General features: G+C 28.3%; 24 protein-coding genes. 14 read left to right on the top strand and 10 right to left on the bottom strand.

Annotated features, from left to right (window positions below; genetic code table 4):
* Positions 1-17 precede the first annotated feature (17 nt).
* The 4 genes from ACWXVM_RS02395 to ACWXVM_RS02380 form a co-directional block, all read right to left on the bottom strand.
* The gene (locus tag ACWXVM_RS02395) at positions 18-1,397 is read right to left on the bottom strand and encodes a M17 family metallopeptidase (protein WP_455994152.1); all 1,380 of its coding nucleotides are present in this window, start codon (positions 1,395-1,397) and stop codon (positions 18-20) included.
* 77 nt (positions 1,398-1,474) lie between these two features.
* Positions 1,475-2,143, bottom strand: a complete 669-nt coding sequence (locus ACWXVM_RS02390; protein WP_444704958.1) for a uracil-DNA glycosylase — start codon at positions 2,141-2,143, stop codon at positions 1,475-1,477.
* Positions 2,109-2,963: a methionyl-tRNA formyltransferase gene (locus ACWXVM_RS02385; RefSeq protein ID WP_455994150.1), complete on the bottom strand. Its 855-nt coding sequence runs from the start codon at positions 2,961-2,963 to the stop codon at positions 2,109-2,111. Before ACWXVM_RS02385 ends, ACWXVM_RS02390 begins: the two co-directional genes overlap by 35 nt.
* 54 nt (positions 2,964-3,017) lie before the next feature.
* Positions 3,018-5,078, bottom strand: coding sequence for an MYPU_1760 family metalloprotease (locus ACWXVM_RS02380; protein ID WP_455994149.1), 2,061 nt, complete (start codon positions 5,076-5,078; stop codon positions 3,018-3,020).
* A gap of 95 nt (positions 5,079-5,173) precedes the next feature.
* Here ACWXVM_RS02380 and rsmD point away from each other — a divergent pair, with 95 nt between their 5' ends.
* From rsmD to ACWXVM_RS02350, 6 genes are all read left to right on the top strand, one after another.
* Positions 5,174-5,722: a 16S rRNA (guanine(966)-N(2))-methyltransferase RsmD gene (rsmD, locus tag ACWXVM_RS02375; RefSeq protein WP_438340562.1), complete on the top strand. Its 549-nt coding sequence runs from the start codon at positions 5,174-5,176 to the stop codon at positions 5,720-5,722.
* An 88-nt stretch (positions 5,723-5,810) separates the two neighbouring features.
* A complete protein-coding gene (gene gmk, locus ACWXVM_RS02370; protein WP_438340563.1) occupies positions 5,811-6,434 on the top strand; it encodes a guanylate kinase in 624 nt (207 codons plus the stop codon).
* Positions 6,435-6,447: 13 nt separating this feature from the next.
* Entirely contained in the window at positions 6,448-7,200 is a 753-nt protein-coding gene (locus tag ACWXVM_RS02365; RefSeq protein ID WP_455994147.1) for a PP2C family protein-serine/threonine phosphatase, read from the top strand.
* Between the two features lie 2 nt (positions 7,201-7,202).
* Entirely contained in the window at positions 7,203-8,207 is a 1,005-nt protein-coding gene (locus tag ACWXVM_RS02360) for a protein kinase domain-containing protein (RefSeq protein WP_438340565.1), read from the top strand.
* Between the two features lie 15 nt (positions 8,208-8,222).
* Entirely contained in the window at positions 8,223-9,071 is an 849-nt protein-coding gene (rsgA, locus tag ACWXVM_RS02355) for a ribosome small subunit-dependent GTPase A (protein WP_438340566.1), read from the top strand.
* Between the two features lie 11 nt (positions 9,072-9,082).
* Positions 9,083-9,739, top strand: coding sequence for a ribulose-phosphate 3-epimerase (locus ACWXVM_RS02350; protein ID WP_455994145.1), 657 nt, complete (start codon positions 9,083-9,085; stop codon positions 9,737-9,739).
* Between the two features lie 326 nt (positions 9,740-10,065).
* Here the strand turns inward: ACWXVM_RS02350 and ACWXVM_RS02345 are convergent, their stop codons facing one another.
* Together ACWXVM_RS02345 and ACWXVM_RS02340 are read right to left on the bottom strand one after the other, a co-directional pair.
* A complete protein-coding gene (locus ACWXVM_RS02345; protein WP_455994142.1) occupies positions 10,066-12,012 on the bottom strand; it encodes a S41 family peptidase in 1,947 nt (648 codons plus the stop codon).
* 76 nt (positions 12,013-12,088) lie between these two features.
* On the bottom strand, positions 12,089-14,038 hold the full coding sequence (locus ACWXVM_RS02340) for a S41 family peptidase (protein ID WP_455994140.1): 1,950 nt from the start codon (positions 14,036-14,038) through the stop codon (positions 12,089-12,091).
* Between the two features lie 475 nt (positions 14,039-14,513).
* Between ACWXVM_RS02340 and infC the strand changes: the two genes are divergently transcribed.
* From infC to ACWXVM_RS02320, 4 genes are all read left to right on the top strand, one after another.
* Positions 14,514-15,197 carry a translation initiation factor IF-3 gene (gene infC, locus ACWXVM_RS02335; RefSeq protein WP_455966439.1) on the top strand — a complete coding sequence of 228 codons (684 nt, stop codon included), beginning with the start codon at positions 14,514-14,516 and terminating at the stop codon, positions 15,195-15,197.
* A 1-nt stretch (position 15,198) separates the two neighbouring features.
* Positions 15,199-15,387, top strand: a complete 189-nt coding sequence (gene rpmI / locus ACWXVM_RS02330; RefSeq protein ID WP_004416337.1) for a 50S ribosomal protein L35 — start codon at positions 15,199-15,201, stop codon at positions 15,385-15,387.
* 33 nt (positions 15,388-15,420) lie between these two features.
* A complete protein-coding gene (rplT, locus tag ACWXVM_RS02325) occupies positions 15,421-15,780 on the top strand; it encodes a 50S ribosomal protein L20 (RefSeq protein WP_438340571.1) in 360 nt (119 codons plus the stop codon).
* 103 nt (positions 15,781-15,883) lie between these two features.
* A complete protein-coding gene (locus ACWXVM_RS02320) occupies positions 15,884-17,284 on the top strand; it encodes a hypothetical protein (protein ID WP_455994138.1) in 1,401 nt (466 codons plus the stop codon).
* A 585-nt stretch (positions 17,285-17,869) separates the two neighbouring features.
* On the opposite strand, the gene ACWXVM_RS02315 is transcribed toward ACWXVM_RS02320, so the two are convergent.
* From ACWXVM_RS02315 to ACWXVM_RS02300, 4 genes are all read right to left on the bottom strand, one after another.
* Positions 17,870-19,132, bottom strand: a complete 1,263-nt coding sequence (locus tag ACWXVM_RS02315) for a hypothetical protein (protein WP_455994136.1) — start codon at positions 19,130-19,132, stop codon at positions 17,870-17,872.
* Positions 19,125-20,423: a hypothetical protein gene (locus ACWXVM_RS02310; RefSeq protein ID WP_455994134.1), complete on the bottom strand. Its 1,299-nt coding sequence runs from the start codon at positions 20,421-20,423 to the stop codon at positions 19,125-19,127. The genes ACWXVM_RS02315 and ACWXVM_RS02310 overlap by 8 nt, the downstream gene beginning before the upstream one ends.
* A gap of 176 nt (positions 20,424-20,599) precedes the next feature.
* On the bottom strand, positions 20,600-21,061 hold the full coding sequence (locus ACWXVM_RS02305) for an RpiB/LacA/LacB family sugar-phosphate isomerase (RefSeq protein WP_438340575.1): 462 nt from the start codon (positions 21,059-21,061) through the stop codon (positions 20,600-20,602).
* Positions 21,062-21,066: 5 nt separating this feature from the next.
* Positions 21,067-21,534, bottom strand: coding sequence for a Sua5/YciO/YrdC/YwlC family protein (locus ACWXVM_RS02300; protein WP_438340576.1), 468 nt, complete (start codon positions 21,532-21,534; stop codon positions 21,067-21,069).
* 47 nt (positions 21,535-21,581) lie between these two features.
* Here ACWXVM_RS02300 and mutM point away from each other — a divergent pair, with 47 nt between their 5' ends.
* From mutM to ACWXVM_RS02280, 4 genes are all read left to right on the top strand, one after another.
* Complete coding sequence (gene mutM / locus ACWXVM_RS02295) at positions 21,582-22,406, top strand: DNA-formamidopyrimidine glycosylase (RefSeq protein ID WP_455994132.1); 825 nt, start codon at positions 21,582-21,584, stop codon at positions 22,404-22,406.
* A 3-nt stretch (positions 22,407-22,409) separates the two neighbouring features.
* Positions 22,410-22,652: a Smr/MutS family protein gene (locus tag ACWXVM_RS02290; RefSeq protein ID WP_438340578.1), complete on the top strand. Its 243-nt coding sequence runs from the start codon at positions 22,410-22,412 to the stop codon at positions 22,650-22,652.
* Positions 22,653-22,911: 259 nt separating this feature from the next.
* On the top strand, positions 22,912-23,889 hold the full coding sequence (locus ACWXVM_RS02285; RefSeq protein ID WP_438340579.1) for a DHH family phosphoesterase: 978 nt from the start codon (positions 22,912-22,914) through the stop codon (positions 23,887-23,889).
* Entirely contained in the window at positions 23,876-24,871 is a 996-nt protein-coding gene (locus ACWXVM_RS02280) for a DHH family phosphoesterase (protein ID WP_438340580.1), read from the top strand. Before ACWXVM_RS02285 ends, ACWXVM_RS02280 begins: the two co-directional genes overlap by 14 nt.
* Positions 24,872-25,003 lie beyond the last annotated feature (132 nt).

Here is a 25,003-nt window from a genome sequence, read left to right as displayed (position 1 = left end):
AGTTTTAAATTACCTTTCTATTTTTGCTTTTCAGCTAGTTCAACTAATGTTGAAACTAGGATCCCCAAGCCCATATTTTTTGCATCAGCAGTTCCGGCAACATCACAGTGAATAAAATCAACTTTGTTTGCAAATTCATTTAAAAACATCGCAGCAGAATTGGAATCAGCCTTTGATGAATTATTGTAATTATTTAAATCAGCAATTAGTGATGACTTATTGGTTTTATGAAATTCTTCATGCATTGGAAGTCTTCAAACTTTTTCATGAGCTATCTCTGCTGCTTCCTCAAATTCTTCTCATCTTTTGTCACATGAAGAATAAATACCTGAGTATGTTTTTCCTAGTGCTCTTAACATTGCGCCAGTTAGAGTTGCTACATCAACAATCAAAGAAGCATTTAGCTTTGTGGCACCATAGTAAATTCCGTCAGCTAAAACTAAGCGTCCTTCAGCATCTGTATCAGTAATTTCGACAGTCTTTCCACTCATTGATTTAATAACAGATTCAGGTAGAGTTCCATGGGTATCGATAGCATTATCGGTTAGCATCATGATTGCAGCTACATTTGCTTTTATTTTTAGCCGTGCAATTGATTTTAGTGCGTAGGCTACGATGGCAGAACCTGACATATCAAATTTCATCCCATCCATATGGTAACCCTTGGTGTTATATCCACCTGTATCAAAAGTTATACCTTTGCCAACATAGACAAATTTTTCTTTGCTATTTGGATTTCCGTTGTATTCGGCAATAACAACTCTTGGCTCATATGAAGAACCAGCATTAACAGCTAACATTAGACCCATTCCTAGTTCTTCAATTTCAGCCTTATTTAATACTTTAATCGATAATCCTTCAACTCCATCAAAATCCTTTTTAACTTCATCGGCGATTCACTCACTTGTCGCTATGTTAGGTGGTGTGATTTGCAGATTACGTGTTTTTGAAACATTTTTGGAAATTATCGTTAATTTTTCAATATATTCAGCATAACTATTTTCTTCAAGAAAAAGTGTTAGTTTAATTTCGCTTTTTTCTTCTTCATTCTTATTTTCACATTTTTGTTTAGCAGAATATAATTTTGCTCCGTGAAATTCCATTCTTGTTATAAACGCTCTTAAAACTTCCTTGACAGTCAAAAAAGGAAGATTTGCAAATGATAAAACATCAATCTGATAACTTCTACGTTTTACATTGATAATATGATCAACCACTTTTATAAAACCGTAGTAATCCTTAATGTCTTTTGAAACATAAATATAAGCAATATTTTTATCAAAGTTTTCGCTAATAAACAAATGAGTTTTTGCTACGCAAGAACAAAATTCTTGTCCCTCATAAGCAACTTTTAATAACATATTTTCATTACGTTTTGTTTCGCAATTCGATATCATAAAGTCTCCTTATTAATAAAAAAATACTATTTACATAATAGTATTCTTAAATTATAATCATTTTTAGTTTAAATATATTATTTTGTACTTCAATCAATTTCATTCTTTCCTAGCGATATAAGTTTTTCATTTATTCTTTTAAATATATTACTATTAAAGAAACCCCGCCAACAAGATAGGGGCGAAGGGTGCGCCGTTTTAAATATATATTCTTCCTTAATATTTAGAGTTTTAATAAAGTTTTGAGCATCGATTCCCATGGCTAGAAATAAAATCCCATCATAATATGAAAGAATTTCTCTTATAAGATTTAAGTTAAATATTTCTCAACCTTGATTTTTGTGAGCTTGTGTTTTGTTTTTGAGTGTTGTTAATATTGTATTTAATAATAAGACGCCTTGATTTTTTCAATTTGTAAGATCATTGCTATTAAATTTAATTTGGGGATAGGAATTTTTGATTTCTTTAAAAATATTTTTCAAGGACGCAGGCGTTATTTTATTTTTTGAAGAAAAACAAAGCCCGTCGGCATTATCATTTGTAGGATAAGGGTCCTGTCCTAAAATAATGAGTTTTATATTACTAAAATCAAAATTTGTAAAAGCGTTAAAAACATTATTTTTTGATGGTACTAGATCTTCATTTTTTAATATAATTTCAATCTTTTTTCAATATTCTTGTTCTTTTTGCTTAGCAAGAAAATTTTCAAAATTAAAATTCATGTTTAACTTTTTTCTTGCCTTCATATTGGTATTCAATTAGATATAAATAACCATCTGAAAACTTTATTTTTATTGGTGTTTGGATTTTGTTTTTTGTCGCGCGATAAATTTTTAACCTTTTATTATTAATAATTATGAAAGCGCCTGGCTGATCATTGAATGCCCTTATTTTATTTAGTGCTTCTTGGCAGGTTAATGTTTCAAAAATTTCAGCTTCCTCATTTTGAACTTTAGGAGCAAATGTTACTAGATTTTCATCTTGAATTTTTCTTGTGAAATCATTATTGTAAATTTGTTGCAACCAATTACCAATTACTTTTGAAGTTTCTAAGCCTAGTCTATCAAATAGTTCAATAGCGCTGTCTTGTTCAGATATTTCAATTTCTAATGTTTTCAAGATATCACCTGCATCCATTTTATCAATCATTTCAATCAAAGAGATTCCGGCCTTATTATCATTGTTTAAAAGTGTATATTGTATTGGCGAAGCTCCACGGTATTTCTCTAATAAACTGCCATGAACATTTAAGGGTAGTTTATTTGGTAATTTTAAAATGCTGTTTGGAATAAATTGCCCGAATGATGCTGTGATAAAAAAGTCAAAGTCAATTGCTTTTAGTTCTTCATAGATATCTTTGATTTTTTCTGGTTGGTAGAGTTTAATATTGAATTCATTAGCAAGTTGCGCAATTGGGGTTTGTAATACATTTTTGTTTCTATCGAATTTTTTGTTTGGCTGGCTAATTAGACAAGAGACTTCAAAACGTTCATCTTTTATTAATGACTTAAATATTGTTTTTGAAAATTCAGCGGTTCCAGCTAAAACTAATCTAATTTTTTTCATAAAAAAAATTATACTTGATATCCTAAATAAAAATAAAAGCTAACAAAAGTTAGCTTAATAGTTTTTAATTGTATAGTAATATTTTTTTGTTTCATTGTTTTGGTTGATGCTAAAAAGTTCATATTGTAAATTGTTTATAAAATTTGATCTGTTATTTCGATATGTTGTGGTGCGGCGCTTATTATTCTTAAATCTAGCATAGAATTTTTTGCCGCTATTATTTCATACATTATCATTTAATAATGAAATAATTTCCTTATTATCCTTTTTATTCAGGTCATATGTGCCGTTGTTATCAAGGTCAACTCATAATTTAACATCAAACTTCTTATTTTTAAATTTCTTATTAAGAATATTCCTATCTATATTTTTAGCAAAATATGAAACATATTGATATTTGTCTTTAAATAACTTTGGATATACTCATGATTCATCATAGTAATCTTTTTGTTTGTTATCTTTGATATCAAAATAGTATATAGAATTTCAGACCTTTTTCGTTGTAAGGTTATAATTTTGCAATTTATAATCAATTTCCAGAGTATTATTGTTATCATTTAGGTCTACAAAAATTAGTTTAGATTTGATACGATTATTTTTCTTTTGTTCAATAATTTTTTGTGGTAATTCAAAATACCCACCTAGATTAATATTCTTTGAATCGTTATTTTGAATATTATAATTTGCAAAACTTATAAGTTCTCCTCAGCCCATTAGGTCAACATAAGCTTTAAATAAACCTTTATGGTGCGAGTTACCAACATTTGCAAATGGACGCTCATATTCATTTGTTCTAATATTATAAATACTTGAACGGAAGTTTTCTAGTTGGTCTTTAAAAACTCAATTGGATGCAAATGTAGCTAATTCATTTGAATTTGAAAAATTGCCTTTTCTCAAGATAGCGATATTTTTTAGGATATCATCACCAGCAGCATTAAAAATTAATTCACCAGTTCGATTGTTTTTTCGAAAATAAAAATAGTTTTCAAATTGGCTTCGATTAGAGTTATAAAACCAAGCATTTGGCCCTAGCGAAAGCTTAATTATTTCTCTTGGTACAAGCTCAGTAAATGAGAAAAGATATCTTATTGATTGCAAATTAGTTGGTTCAATAAAAGAAACATTTTGATATTTATTATTATTGAAATAAAACCTTCTAGAATCAAGGGGTTCATATTTTTTAGCCTCAAGAGGTGTTATTTTAACGTTTGCTATCCTAAAAAGTTCATTGGCACTATAAAACTTGTAAACTGGTAATTGGTCTTGGTCATGCAGAAAATCTTGACTATTTCTTAACAAAAGTTTATTATCTCTTGTGTTATCATAGTTTAAATTTTTACGAAATTCATTCAAAAATTTAGCATTATTTGTTTCTATATGATAATAGTTGTGATCACCCTCATATTCAATAAGATCACTATTTGCAAGTTCATCACCCCTTTTTATTGATTTATTATACATATTATCAATATGATGAGTGTATTCATGCATTAGAGTACCAAAAATAATTTCAATTCTTTTTTCTACTGGTTGATTCAAAAGTTTTAGATTGTTTTCAACTATTTTATTTACAAAGATGTACATTTCGCGATTTGCAGGAAAATAAGCCCCGTTAGTTCGATCTTCTTGCAATTCATCATTTGGCACATTTATATTGATTCTTTTAATTGCGTTTATTTCTGGACCATAAAGTGCCCTTTGTTTAAATATTTTATTTAGTAAAAGCATTCCTTCTTTTCCTAGATAATAGACAGGTTCTCCGTTTGGTGTTCTAGCAATTGGTTTTTCGACAAAACTTAAATTTCCCACTTTAAAATTTGGATTAAGTTCTCTTGATGAATTACTTGTTTTTCTATTAAAAATAAGGGCATCATCGCTTGTTCTTATTTCAAAAGGGATATTATCTTCGTTTAATGATGTTTTGCTTAAATCATTTTCTGAATTTCGCAACGGAACAATCCCTTCATCAATAGCGCCACCATCTAATTTCTCAAAAACTGCTTTATAACCAAAATAACCAGCCGTGGCAATAAAACCTGCTGATATAGCAAAAATTGATAAACCTAGTAGAAATTTTTTTCCACTAGGTTTTTTCTTTTTTTCTTCTAACATAAGCCTCCAGTTTTTGAATATTATATTTTTTAAGGCATTTAATAAATCAATATTAAATATTTTACTCTTATTTTAAAGTTATTATAATTATTAGTATGTTAAGAATTATAGCCGGAAAATACCGTTCAAGATTATTAAAACAACCTTCCTCTAAGACAACAAGGCCAACAACTGATAGAGCAAAAGAGGGCATTTTTTCTTCAATTCAATTTAATATTGAAGGTCGAGAGTTTCTAGATTTGTTTTCTGGATCTGGTTCATTTTGTCTTGAAGCCTTATCTCGTGGAGCAAAAAATGCCACATGTGTTGAAAAAGACTACGAAGCATATAAAATAATTATTGAGAATAAAAATAGTCTTAAAGAAAGCAATTTGTTAATTATTAATACTGATGCATTATCTTTTTTGTCCAAAAATAAGGATAAAAAATATGACTTTGTTTATTTGGACCCGCCCTTTAGGGAAAAAGAATTGCTTGTTAAATGCATTGATATATTAACTCTAAATAATATGATAAATTCTAATGGAAAGATTATTATTGAAACTGATTGGAATAATTTCACATATAAAAATAATCATTATGAGGTAGTAAAACAAAAGAAGTATGGAAAAATTTTTATTTACTTTATTGAAAACATAAAGTAAATATTTTTTATATAATTAATTATTAATATAATTAATATTCTAATAGTACTTTAAATATTCTAAAATAAAAAAAGGTGAAGGAGAAAGCATGGAGAAAAAATTAATTATTTTTACCGGACCTTCTGGTGTTGGGAAGGGCACAATTGAAAAATATTTGTTTGATAATAAGGACTTAAAATTAAAATTATCGGTTTCAATTACTACCCGCGAGCCAAGAGAAGGTGAAGTTGATGGTATTCATTATTATTTTGTTCCAATTGATACATTTGAAACATTTATTAAGGAAGATAAGGTTTTAGAATATTCAAAGCATTTTGATAATTATTATGGAACACTAAATTCAGAAGTGGCAAATATTTGTGCCTCAGGAAAAATCCCATTTTTAGAAATCGAAACTAATGGTGCCTTGCAAATTATTAATAAGTATCGTAAAGAAGGTAGAGAAGGTGAAATATGTTCAATATTCTTAATGCCTCCATCATTAACAGAATTGGAAAGAAGAATTGAAAATAGAAATACTGAAACATATGACCTTATTTTAAAAAGATTAGATAAAGCAAGAGAAGAAATAATTCTTTCTTCGATTTTTCAACATGTTGTTATTAATAATTCAATTGAAGAAACCGCTAATAAAGTTAAGGAAATTATCAAGCAAAATTTTTCTCACATTATTGATGTAAAACAAAAAGCAGAACCTGGTAGAAAGGCTTAAAAAAAGTAGAAAAATGAAATATGTTATTAAAACTGATAAAGGAAAATATCGTAACGAGAACCAGGATTGTGCATCAATCAGTTTTTTAAATAATTGAACATTAGCTATATTATGTGATGGGATGGGGGGTCATTTTGGTGGTGCCTTGTGCTCACAAAAAACAGTGGAATTACTAGTTAGCTATTTTCAAGAAAGTTTTAACGATAATATTCAATTTAATGATAGAAAAAATATAAATAAATGATTTAATACCACACTAAGCTATATTAAAAAATCACTTAAAGATATAGTTAATAGTAAAAATATTGTAAATTATCAAGATATGGGTACAACTTTAACGGCTGCCCTAGTTTTTAATTTAAACAAACAAACTTATGTATTTAATATTGGTGATTCTCGTACATATGCATATAATGGCTTATTACATCAAGTAACTATTGATCAAAACGTTTTACATGAACTTGCAGAAATCAAAAAAATAGATATGGATATTGTTAAATTATTACCTGATGCCAATAAGTTAGTTAGTTGTTTGGGACCTAATAAGAATATGAAATGTGATAGTTTTTTATTGAAGAGCAGTGAAGAAATTAAATATATTTTATTGACATCGGACGGAATACATGATTTTGTTGATAAACCAACAATTGAGCAAATCCTTTTAGATAAAAAACTTAACCTTGATAAAAAAGCTCAAAAATTGATTGATATTGCGAAGAAAAATCAATCAAGAGATAATTTAACAGCATTGATATTGGAGCTTTAATTATGTTGAAGAGATTGGATAGATACGAAAATGTAAATAAACACTTTGAGGACTTTGTCTTAATAGGAAAAGGGGGGTATGGTGAGGTTTATTCTGCTTGTTATAAGAAGACACAAAAGAGAATGGCAGTTAAAATACTCACTGTTCCAGATATAACAAAAAAACAAGTTAATCAAATCCGCTTTCAGAACGAGTGCAACGTTTTGAAAACAATTAAATCGCCGAATGTAATCAAGATGATTGGCTACTATGTAAGCGCAGATGAATCTTATTATGCAATGGAATTAATCAAAGGAACCAATCTCAAGGCATTAATTGCAAAACACAAAAAAATACCTGTTGATGAAGCAATAAGAATTGCGAGAGAGATATGCAGGGGATTGTATGATATTCATTCATCTAATGTTATCCACCGAGACTTAAAACCAAGTAATATAATTATTGAAAATGATACCAATAGAGTTAAATTAATTGATTTTGGGATATCAATTAACGAGGATAGTTTGCGAGTTACAGCTGATAATAAAACAGTTGGATCAGTTCAATATTTAGCTCCTGAGATTCCCTTGAAAAGTCAACCAGCCTCAATTCAAAGCGATATCTATGCTTTTGGTATGATTTTGTACGAAATGCTTTCAGGACATCCTGTTTATCAAGGGATTGATGCCCAATCTATTTTACTGCTTCAAATAAACGGTACAATACCGCCTTTAGAAGGTGTTGGGAAAACTATTCCGCAAGCTGTTGAAAATATTATAATAAAATGTACAGCTAAAAATCCTCAAAATCGCTATTTAAATTGCTTGGACATAATTAGTGATCTAGATCATTGTTTAACACCGCAAGCAAGCATGGAAAAGCGACTTGATCTTGAAAATCATGAACAAAAGAAAAAAAAGAAATCACACAAGGTACTAAACATTGTTTTGATAACACTGGGTTCCTCAATAATTTTTGGATTATTAATTTATTTAATTGTATATTTAGTTGAATATTATAAAAAGTAGAAGTGAAGGTGTTAAATGGAAAAAGGGAAAATTATTAAGTCGTTAGCAGGTTTTTATGATGTTAAGTCGTTTGGAGATAAACAAATTTATAGAGTGAGAGGTTCAGGAAAACTTAGATTGCTTGATATGAAACCTATCGTCGGCGATAATGTTGAATTTGAAAAAGAAGGATTGATTCATCATATTTTAGGACGAAGAAATTTCTTTATTAGGCCCAAAATTGCTAATGTTGACCAAGCGATTGTCGTTATGTCATTAGTTGAACCAGAATTTAGTTCTCAATTAGTTGATAAGTTCCTTATTATTATTGAAAGCAAGAATGTAGAACCAATAATTGTTTTAACCAAGAAAGATCTAACATCTGCTTCAAGGATAGATTTTTACAAGGAACAAGGTTATAAGGTATTTGAAATAAATTATGAAAATGAAGCTAGTTTTGAAGGCTTGCGAGAAATTTTTAAACATAAGACTAGTTTTTTTGTGGGCCAAACCGGTGTCGGAAAAACGACACTAATAAATTATTTAGCTAGCACAAATTTTGAAACACAAGCCATTTCAAAGGCGCTAAACCGTGGTAAACATACAACAAGAGAAGTAAGTTTAATTAACTTTAATGGCGGCGAGATTATTGATACTCCTGGGTTTTCATCTATTGAGTTTGATTTAACAATTGATGAAATGCCTGTTGCTTTTAATTCTTTTAGAGAAGCATCTCCTTTTTGCAAATTTAGAAGTTGTAGACACTACCATGAAAGAATTGAGGATTGTGAAGTTAAAAGACGCGTTCAGTGTGGAACTATTAAAGAAGAAAGATATGAAAATTATAAAAGCTTTATGAAGCGTATGTTAGAACCAATATATTAAGGTGGAAAAAAATGGATAATAGACAAATAAGCCCTTCGATATTAGATGTAAAAAGTGATCAACTAATTTCCTATGTTAATTCATTGATTAAATGAGGTGTTAGTAATGTTCATTACGATGTTATGGATGCCCAATTTGTACCCAATACGGCCTTAACATATGAAGAAATTAAAAAAATATTTGATCAGTGTCCAAAGCATAATATGGATATTCACTTAATGGTTAAAGATGTTTTTTCTTATTATCATAAATTTAAGGAATTTAGAGCTATTTTAACATTTCATTATGAAGCTTTTGAAAATGAAATAGAGCTCAAAAAACTTATTAAATTAGCAAAAAAGGAAGGCATAAAACTCGGCTTAGCCTTTAATCCCGATACAGATGTAAGCAAAGTTATACCATTTCTCAAGGATTTAGATTTAATATTAGCCATGAGTGTCTATCCTGGCAAGGGCGGGCAGAGTTTTATTGAATCTACTTATGCAAAGGTAAGACAACTTAGAAAATATATTGATCAAAAAAAATTGAAAATAATAATTGAAATTGATGGTGGTATTAAGGACTTTAATATTAAAAAATGTTTTGAAAGTGGCGTTGACTTAGCGGTTGTTGGCTCTTATTTAGTTAAAAATTTTTCAAAGGAAACAATCAAATTGTTATTGAGTTAATTACTATTTTTAAATCACTTACTAAAAAAAGCAAGCCAGAGATTAATTTACACAAAATTATCTACAGTTCCTGTTTATAACCAATCCAATTGCAAATAATTTTCGAAGAAGAGTAATAATAATTTAAAATAACCAAATAACATTTAGGAGATTAAACTCTCCGATTTAGTTATGTTATTTGGTTATTTTTGTCTAATAAATTTAGATTTGTGTGATTACTATTCCAAATCTCTTACTCAAAAAGTAAGCAAGAAATAAATTTACACAAAATTTACTACATTATCATCAGCATCAATTGCTAATGTCTTTTAACAATGAAAGGATGATTATTGTTTATTTTCGTCTTGTTTTTGATTTTGAGCGCTTAACATTTGATCGATTTTAACGTAGTTATAGAAATCTTTATAATCTAATTTGATGTCTGGTTGAACACCGCTTTCAATTTCCTTGTTATCTTTGCCAAATGTAGCATTATTTGGACCACTTATTGTAATAGTTGTTCCATCGCTTAGAGCTAGAGGCATAATTGCTGACATACCGCCACCAGTTTTTTGACCAATAATTTTAGCAATACCCATTTCTTTAACAATACTTGTCAATTGGTTAGCAGCACTAAATGTATTTATACCAACTAGGATGTTTCAATTGTATTGTGTATATGCATCCCCTTCGTATTTATCGTCACCATTAGTATCAACTAAGCCCTTACTTAAACTACCTACTCTATTCAAAATATCGAATTCACGATTTAGAATTGGTTTGTCAGTCATAAAACCTAGTGTTTTAACCATTGATCCAACGCTACCACCACCATTAATAGCAATGTTTAGAACAATGTTTTTTATATCTTTCTTTTCTTTAACTTGTTCCATTAAATAGCGCATTAAGTAATATGTATCATGTTTTCAAGCTTCTGGCGATTTGTTTTGTTCTTTAGTTCCATCTTCAAAATGCAATAGGGTAACAAAAGCAGTATTACCAACAAATTTTACATAGTCTTCAGGTTTGAAGTCTGCAATTTTCTTTTCGAAATATGCTTCAAAGCCTTTAACCAATTCTGCTCTTTGTTTATTGAAATCAATTCTATATTGACCATAGTCTTCTGGTTTAAGTTGTAGAGGGTCTAGATAATTAGTTGTTTCATAGTATGAGAATGAGTTCATTCTTGTATGTAATTCATTTAATTGCTTATGGAAAATACTGATGTATGCTTCATTTCATTTTTTAGGATCAGTCGATAGAAGTTTTTCTTTATCTTCTTTTTTGATATAGTCTGCAAAAGATTTAATTTGTTTATATTCTCTTAAGCCATAAAAGTAGTCCATTGTAAATGATAAATGGTTAAAGTTTGCTTCTCTTTCTTCCTTGGTTGGTTTGTTGCCGTGGAGATCGTTATCTTTTCTAATTCTTTTTCTTGCTTCTTCTTCAGTTCTACCAAATGAGTCAAGTCCAGCAAAAACATTAGTGAATGTTTTTCCATTGTAGTAGATATTGTTGAATGTTCAGCTCATAAATAGAGTGTTAAATACTGAAAATGGCACTAAAACTTTACCATCTTTGTAAAGGATATCCATATGATATTTACCTAGATCGAAAGTAACACCTTTATCACTTTCTGGAATTCTTTCATATTCATATTTAGTGAATTCTCCACCATCTGTTAATTCTTGTGGTCTTAATATTTCATAAAAGAAGTCTGTTGTGGTTACAAAAATTGTATTTTTATTTCAATCAATTACCAACTTGTTTGAAATAGTTCCATCAGGATTGCTTGTGTAATAAGTTTTTCTATTCTTTTGTTTATCAACATATGAACTAAATTGTTCTGGGCCAATTAAGCCAGTTAGAGCACTTAAAAATTGATCAATATCAACATAAGCTGTCTTCGATTTATCGTCCTTAATTTCATAAACATCAACATTTGATTCCTGAACTGCTGTATATTCAGGATTATAGTTTTTGAAATTGTGAGGGGTAGAACTAATGTTAACCTTGTCATCATTTTGAGGCTTGATATTGTTTTCTCTTTCAATATCATTTATTATTTCGTTTTTCTCATTTAGTTGATCTTTGATTTTATTTAATTCATCGTTAGTATTATTTTTTTCTTTTTGTAATTCTTGAATTTTTTGTTCTTTTTCTTGAATTTCTTTATTTAATTTATCGATTTGTCCAGATTGACAGCTTGCAGTTAGTATAGCAATTGGTGCTAGACCAATAGCTGATAATGGAAGTAAGCTTGCTAAAAGTTTAGCTTTTCCTGATTTTTTCATATTTTTTCCTTCTTTACAATAATTTCTTCATTTTAAGAAAACACCGGAATTTTTTGGCCGATGTTATTAATTATTATTAATTTTGTTTTGAGTTAGCGCTTGTTAAAGCCTTGTCAATTGCCTCATCATTATAGAAGTCTTTGTATTCGATTGCAATGTCGGTTGGAACACCACTTTCTATTTCTTTGTTTTCTATTCCAAAAACAGCATTGTTTGGTCCACTCATAGTAATAGTTGTACCATCTGGCATTACGTTTGACATAATAGCTGACATACCACCACCAGATTTTTGACCAATAATTTTAGCAATACCCATTTCCTTAACAATACTTGCTAGTTGGTTTGCGGCACTAAACGTAGTTACACCAACTAACAAGTTTCAATTGTATTTATCATAAGCATCATTTTCGTATTTACCATCACCATCGGTGTCAACTTCTGATTTGCTTAAACTATTTGTTCTATTTAGAATATCTTGTTCGCGGTTTAAAATAGGTTTATCGGTCATAAAGCCTAAAGTTCTAACCATAGCAGAAACGCTACCGCCACCATTTAAAGATAGATCTAATACAATATTTTTAATTTCTGGTCTCTTCTTAACTTCTTCAATTAGACGTCTCATTAGGAAGTATGTATCATATTTTCATGCGTTGTCTTTATCACTTATTTCATCCTTTGTTCCATCTTTGAATTCAAGAAGGGTTACAATAGCTGTATTGCCGTGGTATCTAATCAAATCTTTTGTATCAATATCCTCAACATCCTTATTAAATCTTTCTTTAAATAGCTTTCTTAATTTTCTTAAGGTATCTTGCTCATTCAACAATTTTTGTCCAAAGTCATTTCTTTTTAATGAGTCAAAAATATCGGCATTTCATTCTTTTTCACGATACGAAAAAGTATTTAGGCTTGTGTGCAAATCATTTAATTGTTTATGGAAGATATTTATATACGCTTTGTTATATATTTTTGGGTCAGTTGATAATAATTTTTCTTTGTCTTCTTTTGAAATATAGTCTGCAAAAGATTTAATTTGTTTATATTCTCTTAGGCCATAAAAGTAGTCCATTGTAAATGATAAATGGTTGAAGTTTGCTTCTCTTTCTTCTTTTGTAGCCTTATTACCATTTAGATCATCATTCTTTCTTATTCTTTCTCTTAGCTCGTCATTTGCAGTTTCAAATGCATCAAGTCCATCACTTACATTTGTAAATGATTTACCATTAAAGTAAATATTGTTTGATGTTGTACTCATGAATAAGGTATTGAATATTGAAAATGGAAGTAATACTTTATCATTACTATATAAGATATCCATATTGTATTTGCCCAAGTCAAAGTTGATAAGCTTGCCTTCATCACCTTTGATGCGTGATAATTCATATTCGGTTTTTAGGAATTGCTCACCATCAGTTAATTGTTGTGGTTTAAAAATTTCATAAAAGAAATTAGTGCTTGTTAATTGAATGGTGTTTTTGGCTCAGTCAATAATTAATTTATTTGATATTGTTCCATCTGGATTTTTTGTAAAATATGTTTTTGTATTTTTATCTTTTTCAACATATGAACTTAATTGATTTTGGTCAAATAAACCATCTAAAATCGATATAAACTGATCTAAGTCAATATAAGGTGTCTTAGACTTGTCATCTTTAATAAAAAATGCTTCAGCTTCATTTGTTTCATTTACTGTGTATTCAGCATTATAGTTTTTAAAGTTATATTTTTTGGTCTCGAAAACTTTTTTATCATCATTTTGCGGAGTTACTTTTTCTAATTCACCCTTTAATTTCTTTATTTCTAAATCTTTTTTTGGAAGTTGTTCTTTAGCTCAATTTAGTTGATTGGTAGCTTTATCTTTTTCAACTTGTTCCTTTGAAAGTTGCTGTTCTTTTTTTATAAGTTCTTGGGTTAGTTTATCTTGTTCCCCTGATTGACAGCTTACTGATAGTATAGCAATAGGTGCTATGCCAACTATAGATAATGGTAAACTTGCTAGAAGTTTATATTTTCCTTGTTTTTTCATATTTTCCTTTCAATGTTGTATCTTTTTATCTAGTTTTATACTATCTAAAAACAATTTTATTACTTTTGGCTAAAAGCACAAAATTTATACTAAAAAAAATAGAAAAGTTTTAGGTTCAAATAATTTAATTAAATAGATAGTGCTTTATAGTTGCTGTTTTAAATGTTAAAAAATGATAAAATTTAGCAATTACCTTAAAGAAAAAACTAGATTGTATTTTTTGTTTTGAGTTTTAATTTGAAATTAACATTTTTTTGTGAAATTAGAAACTTTTATTAAATCTTACAAAGAGAATTACCATCCGTTTTTGCTTATTTGATTAATAAAAACATGGAAATAATTTATTTTGTAAGATATTTTGAAAATGTTGTTAATCTTAAAATGATTTTATGTTAAAATTATTGTGCTTTTAATAGCAATAAGTAGATTCATTTCTCACCTAAGTGATTTTTTGCTGGGTCGCTACAGATAAAGATTATTTAATATTTTTGTAGTTAATGAGAAGTGGTCTAAACCCACTTTTTATTTATTTAAGGAGGAAGTTATATATCAAGATAACTCAAACTTTGCAAATAGTCAAAGTAAAAAACCGAAATCAGAACACGTTGTAAATAATGACATACCTTATAAAAAAGTTTTTGTTTTAGGCCCTGATAATGAAAAAATAGGAGTTTTAACTAAAGAGGATGCTTTAGAAAAAGCTTCTGAATATAAGATGGATTTGGTTCTTATCTCAATTGAAAATAACAAACCTATTACTAGAATTATGGACTATGGTAAGTTTAAATATGATAAGAAGAAAAAACAAAAAGCAATTAAGGAAAAACAGTCAGTAACTATTAACCGCGAAATAAGATTAACCCCTTTAATCGGACAACATGACCTTGAAACAAAGGCACGCAAAGTGCGTGAATTTATTTTGGAGGGAAATCGTGTAAAAGTGTCGGTTAAGTTTAGGGGTCGTGAGCGTAGCAGAACTGATTTGGGGCACGAAATTTTAGATAAGTTTTATGCGCTTGTCGAGGACATTGCAAAAGTATCAAAAGAGCCAACTTTAGTAAATGAACGTTTTTTAGATATGTATATCGAAAAAGATAAAAAGAAAGTTGAAGCCTTTAACAAAAAAAATAACGAACCTTCACAACCACAAGGAGAATAACATGCCAAAAATGAAAACCAAGAGCGGTTTAAAGAAGAGAATTAAAATAACTGCAACAGGTAAAGTTAAACGTGGAAATGCATATCGTTCACACTTAGCACAAAACAAAACAACTAAGCAAAAACGTCAATCTCGTAAATCATCAACCTTATCAGCATCAGATTTTAAGAGATATAAAGAATTAATTTAATTTTTTAATAAATTATTTGGAAAGGAAAATATTATGCGTACAAGAGGCGGAGTAGTAACAAGAAGAAGACGTGTTAAATGATTAAAACTTGCTAAGGGATACTGAGGACACAAATCTATTGGTTATAAAGTTGCTAAGCAAGCTGTTGTTAAATCATGAACATATGCATTTAGAGATAGAAAACAAGTTAAACGTGAATTCAGAAAATTATGAATTGCTCGTATTAACGCAGCAGCAAGAACAAATGGTATTACATATTCAAGACTAATCGAGGGATTAAATAAAGCAAATATAAATATTAATAGAAAAATGCTTTCAGAATTAGCAATTAACTATCCTGAATCATTTACTTCGATAGTGGAAACAGCCAAAAAAGCTCTATCATCAAAATAATTTTTAACAGCTTTAGTTAGCTGTTTTATTTTTTATGTATATCAATACATAATCATTTTATTTTTTAAAAAAGTGTTATTATTTTCTATTATATTGAGGACATATGAAAAAGACGTGCAAAATTAATAACCTAAGTCCAGAACAAAAGAATATAGATTTAGCTAAACAAAAACAACTTAAATCAGAAGAATATATAGCATTATCTAATGAGGAAAAAAAGCGAAAAAGTAAAAAGAACCCTTCAAAATTACCTTATGAAATAAATCCTTATGGAGTTAATTTCTTTAATGTATGGAAAAAGTTTCCTAAGAAAATGTTCTTTGTTTTTTGTTCAGCTATCTTATACAATATAGCTATCGCAACATTTTTAGCTAAGGCGGCAACGGTTGCAACCGGGGTTTCAGCTATAGTTCAAGCAATTACATTTACAGTTTCATCAACTGCACCATATTTTGCTTTTATTTATTTCTTTATGAATTTACCCTTAATAATTGCTTTTTGAAAGAAAAATTCACGATTATTTATGATTTTAACGACATACTGATTATTATGGCAAGTTGCGTTTCAATCGATATTATTAATTGGGCCAATTGGACATTTCTTTAATAAAATTTCGATTTATTATATTAATTGAATTTCTCCAGTTGATTCCCGTTTTACAAATGAATTTAAATCATTAATTCCTTGGGAATCATATGGAACTTATCAAAATTCATATCGTCATTTGTTCCAATGAATTAATACAAATCCAACATCTCAAGATGGTCTATATTTATTAAGTATTAATAATTCTTTAGAGGCAGGCGTAATCAAAGAGTTAGGATATATACATCAAATTACCCAGTCTCAATTTAATCAATTAAATCATTTTAAAAACATTATTGAAAATGGCTACGCCAATCCAACATGGCCAATTATTGTTTATGCTGTTATTGGTGCTTGTATGGCCGGATCGGCAAGTGGTATTTCATGAAAAAATTCAGCTTCTACTGCTGGCGGAGATTTTATAATTTATTATATTTCTAGAGTTAAACAAAAATCAGTGGGTCATATTTCAACAATTGTTGCCTTGATTTTTGGAGCATTCTCAATTGTGACAATTAGCATTGTTGAGTTATTAGGAGTATCATCAGATAGACCATTTAATATTGCAGCACTAATTTTAAGAATTTTAAGTTTTTTTGCATATGTTTTTATTTACATTTCATTTATTGATCTCATTTTTCCTAAATATCGTAAGATTAGAATTGAAATATATACAAAAAACCCAGACAAGATTATTGACCGTCTTAAAATTATTAATTATTGACATGGTTATAATATAGATAAGCTTACTGCCGGTTATACAAATACTGAAACTGTTAGAATTGAAACTTTTGCACTTTATTTAGAGCAAAATATTATTAAAAATGAAATCCTGTTAGCAGACCCTGCAGCATGGATGACTGTATCCAGAGTCCATAATATTATTGGAAAATTTGACACTTCAAGAGTTGAATCTTAATAATATCAAGAAGGTGATATAATCCCAAGTTTGGATAAAAAACGATAAAACACATTCCGAAAGGAGTGTGTTTTATTTGAGTTTTTTAGTTTTAAGATTAAAAAATCATAAACCCATTTTAAATTAAGATATATTTATGATTTTTCTTTAATTTTTTAACTATATTTTTTATATGTATTTTTTTGCGACTACATCATACAAAATAGTGATAGATTCAAGACTATATTGGTTGCCATGTGCTAAGTTAACTTCTTTTTTTTGCATAATTTAGCATTTCTTAATTTTTGTTTTAATCTTTTTATGGTTGATATTGAACATTTTGTTTTTAAGGATAATTGCTTATTTGTTAAATTAGAACATGTAGTTATAACATCTAATTTTTCGTTTTCTATTTAACTGAAAATAGTTTAATTCTATTTCGCACATAATAAAACCACCTATAACATTTATATATGTTAGGTGGCTCATTTTTGTTGCAATTTGATGATTTATTTGGCCAAAATAAAGACCATATTTGTTTTGAGAATTAGCATCCTCTTTATTTAAAGTTAGGACAAACTTGTTTAAAATTATGGGGTGCCAATTTTATTTGTTTGCTTGTTGCTTTTTAATTAACATTTCTTTCTTTTTATGTTTAGATAAAAATATTTCCGAAACTGCAATTACAATACTTGTAATTAGTATTAATGCTGCAAACACGGTAAACGTAACAAAATAATTGATTTGATATGTTATTAGAGTTAATAATAAAATAATTAAAGACGATGAAATAACTTTAAAAATTAATGTTCATATTGTATTTTTTTTAAATTTGTCTTCTTTAAAAAGCAAATATGTATTTGTGTAAAAAATGGCAATAAATAGTGAGAAAAATAGTTGTTGCATACCTATTATTACTAAATAAATTATGTTTTTAATGTAATTACTAATTGATATAAATAAAATAGGAATAACTACTAGAATTACAATATTCATAGCTAATAAAATTCATCTTAGTTTGATATCTTTATTTCTTATCACTAAAGAAATTAGGCTTCCAATCAGGCCAAAAGATCCGAATATAATATTTAATATAAATGATCATTCTTCTGCATTAAATGAAATAGCTTTAAAAAATTGAGACATTCCCGCTGTTCGTGGAAAAAGAAATATTCCAACAATTAGACTACATGCAATAGTGTAAACTCATTTTCATATGTTGTAATTTTTGTTGTGTTCAAGTTGTAAATTGTCTACATTATTTTTAATAGTTGGTGTTGTTTGCAATGGTTCCTTATTTAACTTTAATATGAAGTATAAAATCCCCGATGCTAAATAAGTTATCATATTCATAACAATTAATGACCAGAAAGGCAATTTAGTAAATAATACAAATGAAAACACTGACGCCAATAGAAAAGCTAGCGCAGTAGCGATAGTCGTTAAAACGTTGTAAGTTTTTATATCTTTATTGTTATTTGATAAATAATATAAAACTGACTTAAGGGCTATGAATCTAAATGAGTGTATGATATTTAATATAATGTTAGTTATTAATAAAAATATTGAAAAAGCCTGGAGTGAATTATTTTTTATGAAGAAAAAAGAGCTAATTAATATGACCATTAGCACACCTACGCTAATAAAGTCAGTTGCTATAAGTATATTTTTTAGTTTTAATTTTGAAGCAATTTTTTTATTTAGTAGATATGAAATAAAGACCGGTATTTGAATTAGTAAATATAAAAGAGAAACAAGCCAAAAACTACTTGTGAACTTATAGATATAAATTGCTGTCCCAAGTTTAAAAGCCTCAGATCCAATCATTGAAATAATTAAAGAACTGGCATATTTTGTTTTATTAATCATTGTTTAGTTCCTTGTATAAAACATAAATTATTTGAATCATATGAACAATGTTTATGATGTTAATTTTAACATTTATATCAGTTTCTAAATCCCCTGGAATGCTAATGATAAAATCAACGATTTCATTTTCTTGCTTGCAGGTTGCGGCCCATTCTTTACTTAAGGAAATTTTATAGGGAATGCTATATTTGCTAAGTATAGACAAAATCTTTTTAGTTTTAATGTTATTTTGGTTATCTGAATTTACTAAAATCCCTTGATTTTCTCACTTGCTATCATTAGAGATTTTTAAATTAGAAATATATTCATTATTTACCTTTTTATTATTTTTAATTTGGTAATTGTTAATAAACCAGTTTAGTATAAAAGAATTAATTTTACTATTTTGATTTTGTTCGACAAAATTAAAGTTATTTATTGAGTAAGAACTTCTATTGCTATCTTGGCAAGAGTAATCTGTCTTAAAAATTATATTTGTGCTTTTTAATTTGCTAAAATCCTTTGTTGCGTCAAATTCTTGGTATTCAGTAAAAAAATTTAAATAAAAGCTTTCTATTATTTTGCTATTGAAGTTTATATAGTCACTAATTTCTTTATCATTATTTATTTGTTTGAATATATGTTTTACCTTATTAAAAGTTTGCAACAAGCCGGGATCTTGAATTTCGAAGTCTTCATATTCATTTTTCCATCATAAAAATTCCTTATATTTATAGTAGATAAAAATAAGAGTTGAATTATTGATAAGGTTCATGATTAGGGTTTTATAATTGTTTAATTTGAAGTTATCTAGAAATGAGGTTAGATTATCAAGGTGATTTAAATCGCTTATTGTTGCAATGATTTTTTCCATCTTATCATTGTGTGGATAATACGATGACATAACATATGTAAGCATTAAGATTTTTCCAATAATCATAAAATCAGAATTTACAAAGTAAAGGTTGCTATCAATTTTGTTTAATCAATCAACATGAAGATATTCAAAAAGAATAAATTCAACCTTTCCAAATTCAAGATTTTCAATTGTTATAAGGTTATCATCTTCTCTTAGTAGCTTGAAGTCTCCAATTTTTGTAATATATCTAATAAATGCTCTTTTTGTTTCTAAATTTTCATTGTTAAAAAAACAAATATCAATGTCATTGGGATTGCGTTTAATAAGTTCATTTAACTTTAAAACAGCAGACCCTTTGATAATAATTTTTATATCTGTACTATGAAATTCATTGAAATCATCAACATATTTAGAAATATAATTTATTTTTTCTTTAAGTTCTATTTTTTTCATTCTTAAACCCCATTTAAATTTTGATAAATTAAATTATTGTAATACTTTTTTTAGTATGCGTTTTATTTTTTAAGAAAAATTAATATTTTTTGTTAGTTTATGTTGCCTGGTCGATAAAATAAGATTAAAAATCAGGGCTAACTTTAGTCCTGATTTGTGCATTTTATACATTTAAATTATTCATCCTGGCCAAGTTCGCCTAGTTTACTAATTCTAATAAGATGTCTTCCGCCTTCAAATTCTGCATTTTCTCATGCATGAAACATGTTTAAAATTTCGTTATCTTTTAATAATCTTCCTCCCATACACAAGATATTTGAATTATTATGGGCTTTTGATAATCTCGCTTCTTCTTCATTTGTAACTCTAGCACATCTTATATCTTTAAACCGATTTAAAGCCATAGATATTCCAATTCCTGAGCCGCAAAAAGCAATAAGTTTTGTATTCTCCTTATTAAGATCTCTTTTTGTTTCCTTTGCAAATTCTATTCCAACATCGGTATACGAGACTGGCAATAATGAACTTGTTGAACCAAAAAGTTCTACTTTGTATCCTTCTTTTTTTAGCTCGCTAGCGAGCTTAATCTTTGCTTCATGTCCGGCGTGATCACTAGTTATCTTTACAATTTTGTCCATAAAATTTACTCCCTTAAAATTAAACCGTCTTCAACTCTAATTATTTGGCTAGGCTTTTGACTCATTTCTCCAAAGTTATAAACATTTGTTATTTCAGGAAAGAGAATTTTTGCATTTTCGATATTTTTGCATACTGGCCCATTTGATATATTGCAACTCGACATATATACTGGCCCATTTTTTTCAAGATATTCAAGTAGCAAGGGATGGTTTGGCATTCTAAAACCTTGGTCATTAACGATTAACGTTGTTGCGCCTGGTCAATATTTTTTAGCATATTGCTCAGCTTGCGGATTTCATTGTTTAAACATTCGTGCCTGGTGGATAGAGGATACTAAAATAATTAGTTTTTTATTTCTATCTCTGCCTTTTATTTCATAAATTAAATCTTTAGTTTCATCGTTAACAGCGCCGCCGATCCCTAAAACGGTATCAGTTGTTGATATAAATAATTTTTTATATTTGTTTGTCATACTTTTATTATATTACATTATGTTATCTAAAAGTATATAATAGTAATATGCCTGAATTACCAGAAGTAAAAGTGGTTGTTAAAAACCTAAATGAGGTCATTTTGTATAAAAAAATTAAGGACCTAGAAATTATTAAACCGCATCTTTTTAAGGAGTGTTCGCCTTCGACATATAAGAATAATTTACGAGGGCATGAGATAACTCAAGTCAAAAATAAGGGTAAGCATATTATTTTTCAATTCGAAACCAACTTAATTTTGTTATCTCATTTAAGAATGGAAGGAAAATATCGTTATTATCAAAAACCACACGAGAACCATAAACATTTAGTTGCTAAATTTGTATTTGAAGATAATAGCGAGCTCCATTATCTTGATAGCCGAATGTTTGGTACATTTTATTTGCGCAATAGCGAAACTTATGAAAAAAAATTACCTTTATCAAAAGTGGCACTCGAACCTAAAGATACTAACATCGAGGAACTTTTTGAGAAATTGAAGGGTAGTGAAAGCTCTATTAAAACTAAGTTGCTGGATCAATCATATGTTGCAGGTTTTGGGAACATTTATATTGATGAGGCTTTGTTTGCTTGCGCTATACATCCGTTGAGTAAATCAAAAAATATCCCATTAGATAAACTTAAAGAGATATTAGAAAAAGGCCAGGTTATTATGGATAATAGCTACAAACTAGGGGGAACAACTATTCATACCTATGAAAGTTTTAATAACGAGATAGGTTCTTATCAAGATTATTTAATGATTCACAGTGATAGAATAAAGTCATGTCTAAAATGCCAAAATAAAACTATAAAAATTAAGGTCAATGGGCGTGGAACTTACCTTTGTTCAAATTGTCAAAAGGAGTATTAAAATATGAATCTATATTCATTAGAGATTGATTTACACGGTTTGACTAGTGATGAAGCATCTATTAATGTTTTGAACGCTTTATTTACTTTAGACCAAAATGAATTTATGGAATATGTAGATATTATTGTTGGTAATGGCACCAAAACCCTTCAATTTGCTATTTCAAATCTATTAGAAGATGAAAAATATGATTATGAATTTTTGAATTCTAATCATTCAGTTATTAGGGCATATAAAAAGAATTAATTTTATAAAATAGTATGAATAAATGTTGACTAAAAAGATATTAGATTCAAATAGTAATATTAGAATTTAGATTTTTTTACGTTTTACATTTATTTATTTTTTTATCAACATGGCAACCTAGTTAAATTAGGCTAAACCTTGATAATTGTTTAGTTACCATAAAATAGTTGATTATTTTTATTATGTTTTATAATTTAATAATAAATAAAATAATCAATTAAATTTTTAAATAATTAATTTTTAATTACTAGGAGAAAAAATGGCAAAGAATACTTGAGAAATTGCTAAACAAGCAATTGAATCTCATGATAATATTTTTATATTTCATCATATAAGACCTGACGGTGATTGTTTGGGTTCACAGTTTGGTTTGAGAGAATTGATAAAAACTAATTACCCAGAAAAAAAAGTGTTCGTTTTTGGTGATAATATTGGTGCATTTCCATTCTTTGAATGAGATTTTGATAAATTTGAGGATGTACCAAAAGAAAATTTCAAAAACTCATTAGGCATTGTTGTTGATGCTAACTCATCAAATAGGATTCAATTTGCGCAATACATTCTTGATAAAAACTTTACTCATTTATTAAGAATTGACCATCATCCTGTTAATCCAGATATTGAATATGACTATACGTGGGAAGATCCAACATTTGCAGCAGCAGCTGAGCAAGTTGCTTATATTGCGATGATGTCCAACTGAAAAGTTACTGATAAGGCAGCAAAATATACTTATTTAGGTATTAATACAGATTCTGGAAGATTTCAATATGAATATGTTCAAAAAAGAACATTTGATGTTATGTCTTATTTACATGAAGGCAATAATTTTAGAGTATGAGATGTTAATTTTGATCTTGCTAAAAGGGATGAAAGAAAAGTTAGATTTTCTGCATATGTTTTATTAAATTATAAGAGTGATGGAAAGGTTTTATATTTTCATGTAACTAAGAAGATTCAGGAAAAATTTAATTTAAATGATAATGAAGCTAATGATGTTGGCATTTTAGCAAACATCGGAGATTGCAAAATTTGAGTATTATTTATCGATCTTCCCGACGGCAATATTAGAGCTAGAGTTAGATCAAACGGTATATGAATTAATCACATTTGTGAAAAATACCAACCTGGCGGTGGCCATGAAGTTGCTGCTGGAGCAACATGTCATTCTAGACGTGAAATGAAATCTCTAATTGAGGACTTAAAGGCTGAGGTTTTAAAAAATGATCAAAATTAGTTCTGAAAGATTAGAAATATTTAAAAAAATTGAAGATAAAATTAAAAAATACCAAAATATTGTAATCTTTCATCATATAAGACCTGACGGTGACTGTTTAGGTTCACAATTTGGTATGAAGCATTTAATTCAAGAAAATTTTCCTAATAAAAATGTTTATACTATCGGTGATTCCAAAGGAATTTATTCATACCTTGATTTTTCAATGGATAAATTGGAATTTAAGAAACTTGAAAATTCGTTAGCTATTATTGTTGATGCTAATTTTAAAGAAAGATTAGAGTGCCGTGAATATTTAGATAATAATCTGTTTGATGATGTTATTAGAATTGATCATCATCCTAATGATGACGACTTAAATGCTTCGTTGGTTTGAGTTGATAAGTACTCTCCTGCAGCGGCACAACAGGTGGCTGAAATTGCATATGGATTAAATTGAAAAGTTAATGCACAAGCAGCAACATATTTATATTTAGGAATTTATACAGATTCAGTTAGACTTACAACTAACCTAACTGATGATAAGACAATGTTTTTAGTTGCTTGATTATGATCTCATAACGCTAATAAAGATTTACTACATGAAAATATGGCCAAAAAAACATTGGAGGATATTAAAATAAACGCTTTTGTTCAACAAAATATGAATATAAAAAATGGCGTTGTATCATTCTACTTTACCTTAAAGGATCAGAAGAAACTTGGGATTTATGACCCATTAAAAGCAAATCGACCTTTTTTGCTTTCTTCAATTGATGATAACAAGGCATGAGTATTTTTTACGCAAGAAAAGGAAAATCAAATTAGATGTGAATTTAGATCGAATGGTGCCTGCGTAAGAAACGTAGCTGTTAAGTGGGGTGGTGGTGGCCATCATCGCGCGTCGGGTGCTCAAATTAGCGACGCATCATTAATCCCCCAAATAGTAGCCGATTTGGAACATGAAATAACCATTTCTGAAAATTATGATAAAAATAATTAACCAATAATTTACTTTATTTTACAAAAAAAGCCAAGGCTCAAATCGTTATATATGATTCGGGTCTTTTTTTGTTTTAACATAGCTCAATTATAAAAAAACTGACCAATTATAATGGTCAGTAATGTTGTTTAT

The organism is Mycoplasma sp. 2261 (genome assembly GCF_053851575.1).
The sequence above is the reverse complement of the archived record's forward strand: the minus strand, read 5'-3'. Positions and strand labels throughout refer to the sequence as shown.